General features: G+C 70.1%; 5 protein-coding genes. 2 read left to right on the forward strand and 3 right to left on the reverse strand.

The window, feature by feature from the left end; genetic code table 11:
* Positions 1-2019: FAD-binding and (Fe-S)-binding domain-containing protein (locus BZL64_RS29795; RefSeq protein ID WP_086772264.1), on the reverse strand; the 2019-nt coding region annotated here is incomplete at its 3' end.
* A gap of 137 nt (positions 2020-2156) precedes the next feature.
* Here BZL64_RS29795 and serC point away from each other — a divergent pair.
* A complete protein-coding gene (gene serC, locus BZL64_RS29800; RefSeq protein WP_086772265.1) occupies positions 2157-3275 on the forward strand; it encodes a phosphoserine transaminase in 1119 nt (372 codons plus the stop codon).
* A 321-nt stretch (positions 3276-3596) separates the two neighbouring features.
* On the opposite strand, the gene BZL64_RS29805 is transcribed toward serC, so the two are convergent.
* On the reverse strand, positions 3597-4445 hold the full coding sequence (locus BZL64_RS29805; protein WP_086772266.1) for a helix-turn-helix domain-containing protein: 849 nt from the start codon (positions 4443-4445) through the stop codon (positions 3597-3599).
* An 18-nt stretch (positions 4446-4463) separates the two neighbouring features.
* On the reverse strand, positions 4464-5231 hold the full coding sequence (locus BZL64_RS29810) for a DUF6879 family protein (RefSeq protein WP_086772267.1): 768 nt from the start codon (positions 5229-5231) through the stop codon (positions 4464-4466).
* Positions 5232-5407: 176 nt separating this feature from the next.
* Here BZL64_RS29810 and BZL64_RS29815 point away from each other — a divergent pair, with 176 nt between their 5' ends.
* Positions 5408-5641 carry a DUF397 domain-containing protein gene (locus tag BZL64_RS29815; protein WP_086772268.1) on the forward strand — a complete coding sequence of 78 codons (234 nt, stop codon included), beginning with the start codon at positions 5408-5410 and terminating at the stop codon, positions 5639-5641.
* Positions 5642-5894 lie beyond the last annotated feature (253 nt).

Below are 5894 nucleotides of genomic sequence, written 5' to 3' on the forward strand. Positions count from 1 at the left end.
GGCCAGCCGCGGAATGTCCCGCTCCACGGCGATCCCGCCCACCCGTTTCGCGGCCCACGCCAACGGCCTCACCCCCGCCAGCGCGTTGACGAGCGGCGCCGTGCGCGTACGGCTCACCCAGCGCAGCCAGACCGGCAGGCGGCCCATGCTGTAGTGGGCGGCCGGGCGGCGGCGGCCCGCGTAGTGGTGGTGGAGGAACTCCGCCTTGTACGTGGCCATGTCGACCTCGACGGGGCAGTCCGAGCGGCAGCCCTTGCAGGAGAGGCAGAGGTCGAGCGCCTCCCGCACCTCCTCCGACCGCCAGCCGTCGGTGACCACCTCTCCGGCGAGCATCTCGTGCAGCAGGCGGGCGCGCCCGCGCGTGGAGTGCCGTTCCTCGCCCGTGGCCCGGTAGGAGGGGCACATGACGGCGGGCCCGGACGCCGTCGTCGTACGGCATTTGGCGACGCCGACGCAGCGGCGGACGGCGGCGGTGAAGTCGCCGCCGTCGCCGGGGTAGCCGAAGGCCACGTCGACGGGTTCGCGGGGCAGGACGGCGAAGCGCAGGCCGGAGTCGAGGGGGGCCGGGCGGACCAGCATGCCGGGGTTGAGGAGGTCGTCGGGGTCCCAGACGGCTTTCGCCCGTTCGAAGAGGGCGACCGTCTCGTCGCCGTACATCCGGGGCAGGAGTTCGGCGCGGGCCTGCCCGTCGCCGTGCTCCCCGGACAGGGAGCCGCCGTACGCGACGACCAGGTCGGCCAGTTCCTCCGAGAAGCGGCGGAAGCGGCCGACGCCCGCCTCGGTGAGCAGGTCGAAGTCGATACGGACGTGGATGCAGCCGTCCCCGAAGTGCCCGTACGGCGCGCCGCGCAGGCCGTGCGCGGTCAGCAGGGCCCGGAAGTCCCGCAGGTACGCGCCGAGCCGGGCGGGCGGCACCGCGCAGTCCTCCCAGCCGGGCCAGGCCTCCGTGCCGTCCGGCATGCGGGTGGCCGTGCCGCTGGCGTCCTCCCGGATGCGCCACAGGGCGCGCTGCGCGGCGCCGTCCGTCACCACGCGCGCGTCGACGACATCGGCGGCGCGCACGATCGTCTCCGCACGCGCGCGTGCCTCACCGGCCGACTCCCCGCCCGTCTCCACGAAGAGCCACGCCCCGCCGCGGGGCAGCTCCGCCGCCGAACGCACCAGGTCGGCGGCCATGCCCTCGACCGTCAGCGGCCCGTACGGCAGCAATCCGGCGGCCGATTCGGCTGCGGCGCCCTCGTCGGCGTAGCCGAGCACGGCGAGCGCCCGCGCGGGGGGCGCCTCTACCAGAGAGACCACCGCCTCCGTCAGCACACCGAGGGTGCCCTCGGAGCCGCAGAACGACCGGGCGACGTCGGCGCCCCGCTCGGGCAGCAGGGCGTCCAGCGCGTAGCCGGAGATACGGCGGGGCAGCGCGGGAAACCCGGTGCGCAGCCGCGCCAGCTCACCCTCCGCCAGCGCCCGCAGCCCGTCGGGCGCGCCGGCCCACCCCTGTCCGAGCCGCAGCCGCTCCCCGCGCGCGGTGAGGACGTCCAGCTCGCGCACGTTGTCCGCCGTCGTCCCCCAGGCGACCGAGTGCGAGCCGCAGGAGTTGTTGCCGATCATCCCGCCGAGCGTGCAGCGGCTGTGCGTGGACGGATCGGGCCCGAAGCGGAGCCCGTGCGGGGCGGCGGCCTCCTGGAGCCGGTCGAGCACCAGCCCCGGCTGCACGACGGCCGTGCGGGCACCGGCGTCCAGTGCGACCAGCCGGTTCATGTACCGGGTGAAGTCCAGGACGACACCCGTACCGGTGGCCTGCCCCGCGATCGACGTCCCCCCGCCCCGCGCCACGACCGGCACCCCGTGCGCCCGGCACACCTCCAGTACGGCCGCCACGTCCTCGGCGTCCCGAGGGGCGACCACCCCCACGGGGACCCGCCGGTAGTTGGACGCGTCCATGGTGACGAGGGCCCGCGAGGTCACGTCGAAGCCGACATCACCCCGGACGGCTTTGCGCAGTTCGGCCTCAAGATCCGACATGGGTCCAGCAAACCAGCTCGTACGGCCGACCGACATGGGACGCCCGCTCGCCGTCCTTGTCCCGGTCCGCCCCCGAACGGCGTCTCATCGGACGGACGACGTTTCGAGCACGTTTCTCCACCGGATACGCTCGCCTCGTGGCTGAGATCCGGATTCCTGCTGACATCAAGCCCGCCGACGGTCGATTCGGCGCTGGCCCCTCCAAGGTGCGGGTGGAGGCGCTGGACGCCTTGGCCGCCACCGGCACGTCGCTGCTCGGCACGTCCCACCGACAGGCCCCGGTCAAGAACCTGGTCGGCCAGGTGCGCGAGGGCATCTCCCAGCTGTTCCAGCTCCCCGAGGGCTACGAGGTGATCCTCGGCAACGGCGGCTCCACCGCCTTCTGGGACGTCGCGACGCACGGCCTGATCGAGAACAAGTCGCAGCACCTCAACTTCGGCGAGTTCAGCTCCAAGTTCGCCAAGGCGGCCAAGCTGGCGCCGTGGCTGGCGGAGCCGACCGTCATCGCCTCCGACCCGGGGACGCACCCCGACCCCCGCGCCGAGGCGGGCGTCGACGTGTACGCCTTCACGCACAACGAGACCTCGACCGGTGTCGCGGCCCCGGTCAAGCGGGTCGCGGGCGCCGACGAGGGCTCGCTGGTCCTGGTCGACGCGACGTCGGGCGCCGGCGGCCTGCCGGTCGACATCGCCGAGACGGACGTCTACTACTTCGCCCCGCAGAAGTCCTTCGCCTCCGACGGCGGCCTGTGGATCGGCGTGTTCTCCCCGGCCGCGATCGAGCGCGCGGAGCGCGTCCACGCGTCCGGCCGCCACATCCCGGAGTTCTTCTCGCTCCCGACGGCGATCGACAACTCGCGCAAGAACCAGACGTACAACACGCCCGCCCTCTCCACCCTCTTCCTGCTGAACCAGCAGCTGGAGTGGATCAACAGCCAGGGCGGCCTCGCCTGGTCCACGGCCCGCACGAAGGACTCCTCGACCCGCCTCTACGGCTGGGCCGAGGAGAGCAAGCACGCGGCCCCGTTCGTCACCGACCCGGCCAAGCGATCGCAGGTCATCGGCACGATCGACTTCACCGACGAGGTGGACGCGGCGGCCGTCGCCAAGGTCCTGCGCGCCAACGGCATCGTCGACACCGAGCCCTACCGCAAGCTCGGCCGCAACCAGCTCCGCGTCGCCATGTTCCCGGCGATCGACCCGGCGGACGTCGAGGCTCTCACGACGTGCATCGACTACGTCATCGAGCAGTTGTAGTACGTCCCGCACGACAGCGAAGGGCGCCCGGTGTCACACCGGGCGCCCTTCGTACGTCCTGCTCCGACAGCCACCTACGCGAACTGGCGGACAAAAGACTGCCAGGTCTGACGGACCTCGCAAGCGAGGTGCGGACACCCGACCCCTACGTCTGGCGGCTGCCGGACCCCCACGACGCCCGCTGGCGCCGCTGGTCCAAGCGCTCCCGCGCGGTCGGCCACCGGCTGCCGTTCCCGTGCCGGGAGGAGTGCTGGGAGGCCGCGACTCGGCCTCGGTCGGCCTCTTGGTCGACGGACGATGACGTGGTGCGGCCGTACGTCCTCAGACCTTGATGCTCCGGCGCACCCGCGCGATCACCTGCTGGGCGTCGGGCCCGTAGACGGCGGCCTCGGCGAAGGTGTCCCAGACGCGGCGGTAGAGGGCAATCGTTTCAGCGTCGTCGAGCCAGAGTTCGGCGTGCCAGTCCTCGGCGACGACCAGTCGGGCGTCGAGGATCCAGAACGGGTTCCCCGGCACCAGACGCAGGGCCGTATCCAGGGGCACGATGCCCAGACGGACGGTGTCCATGCCCACCACCCCCAGAAGCCGGTCCAGTTGTGCGGCCAGCACGTCGGGAGGGCACGCTCGTGAATAGAGTGCCCCCTCCCACATGAGCAGGTTCAGCTGTTTCCCCCGTCGGTACAACCACTCCTGCCGTTTCATACGGACCCGGACAGCTTCCTCCGTGTCCCGCGGAGACTTCTGGAGTTCGGCATGGCCTTCGAAGATGTGGCGGGCGTAGTCAGCTGTCTGAAGCAAGCCGCAGATGACGCTGTTCTCCCACACATGCAGGGTCTGAGAATCGGAGACGAGGGTGTTCCATGTTTCCTGGACCGGGCGATGTCCCGCCGCCAGCTGGCGCCGCCAGGAGCGGATCTGGCTCTCGAAGCCCTTGAGGCGTGCGCGCAGTTCACCTACGACTGCGGGCTGCCCAGTGGCATCGGCCCAGGCCCGCAGGTCGTCATCCGTGGGCGTCTGTCTGCCGTTCTCAAGTTTGCTGACCTTCGACTGCTGCCATCCCAGTCTGCGGGCCAGTTGCGTACCAGTGAGACGGCCGAGAGGGCCGTCGACCCGAAGTTCCCGGAGCCGACGCCCCAGTTCCTCGCGTGCCCTCTGATAGTCCGTGCTCACCGGTACCCGCTCTTGCCCTTACCTGCCGCTACCCATTCCTGCCGCGAACTGCTCCCGCAGTACAGCGTGATGCCAAGCAGCATCGCGCACCATGGAGCAACGCACCTCCTCTGCTGGTTCGGTGATCAGATCCACGTGTGTGAGCTGATCGTCGCCATCGAACCGCAGGAGCGCGATGAGGCGGCTGTCGAACAGCCAGAAGTCCTCGGCGGGAAGCTGAAACCGGTCCGCGTCGGCTCGCCACATGTTGCGGATGTCCTCGCCATTGCGAATGTTCCACTTGGCGCTTTCGAAGAGGTAGCGCTGACCGGTGGTCGCGGGCCGGTCCACGATGCGTACCCGCTCGATCCGTTTTCCCTGCGCGACCTGGGCGCGGATCGTGTCCCCCCACCGCCTGGCCGCCCGGCTTTCGACCCAGTCATCGTCAACCCTTCCGGTCTCGACGAACTGCGTCCAGCGGTCACCGGCCTCATCGCTCGCGTACCGCTGCCGCGTCTCCAGTCGCCACGCGGTGTGCTCGAATTTGTCGAACAGATCGGCGAACTCGTCGAGTCCGATCGTCTTCACCTGACGTTTCTGCTCCTTCGGGGACCAGTCCACAAGCAGGTCTCGGGGCACTACCACCGCAACCTCCCCCTGTGAGAGGTGCTGGAGCTGTGCGACGTCCTCGGGATCGGTCAGCGGCGGGCCATGCACGATCACCTCACCGCTATCCAGATCCTCATGCACCGACGGGCACCCGCCCCCAACACTCCCGGTCCCGTTGAACCGCAACCTGCGTGCCATACGCCACAACCCCTCTGGTTCTCGACGACGTTGCACGCTCAGCATGTCGGTGCCTCTGAGTGAATGTCCATGCATGCAGAGTGACCGAACGAGAATAACGGAGAATATTCTCCCTCCTGCTCCGGTCCCGCTCCCTACGGTCGTCCCGAAGCCACAACGAACAGGAAGGGACAGCAATGCCGAACCGAAATGACCTGTACCGGCTCGACCTCTCCGACGCCTCGTTCATGAAGGCGTGCGGCGGCAACACCCACCCGGACGGCGAGTCGTGCGTGACCCTGGCCCGGATCGGCGAGGACGCCTGGGCTCTCGGCGACAGCAAGCGGCCCGACGCGGCACCGCTGCGGTTCACCACCGAGGAACTGCACGCGGCCGGGATCGACCCGGCACGGTTCCGCCTGACTTCCTGACTCCCCCTCTCCCCTCCTTCCCTCCCCTTCCCTCTCACCGGCCGCTCCTGGCCTGCCCCTGAACAAGCCCGGAGCGGCCGACCTCACGATCACCGTGATCACCGTGATCAGCGTGATCAGCGTGATCACCGTGATCAGCGTGGTCAGACACCGAACTGGACGTCCCGTGCACCACCACGGTTACCTCTGGACGGGCCCGAAGGCTCGCTTCGACCAGGAAGCGCTGCGCCGTCCGCCCCACCCCGAACCACCC

The organism is Streptomyces bobili, from assembly GCF_002154575.1.
Taxonomy (GTDB): Bacteria; Actinomycetota; Actinomycetes; order Streptomycetales; family Streptomycetaceae; genus Streptomyces; species Streptomyces bobili.

Excerpts from the sequence above, each read along its gene's own strand:
- BZL64_RS29815 (WP_086772268.1), top strand. The coding sequence starts at position 5,408 with ATGCCGAACCGAAATGACCTGTACCGGCTCGACCTCTCCGACGCCTCG.
- BZL64_RS29810 (WP_086772267.1), bottom strand. The coding sequence starts at position 5,231 with ATGGCACGCAGGTTGCGGTTCAACGGGACCGGGAGTGTTGGGGGCGGG.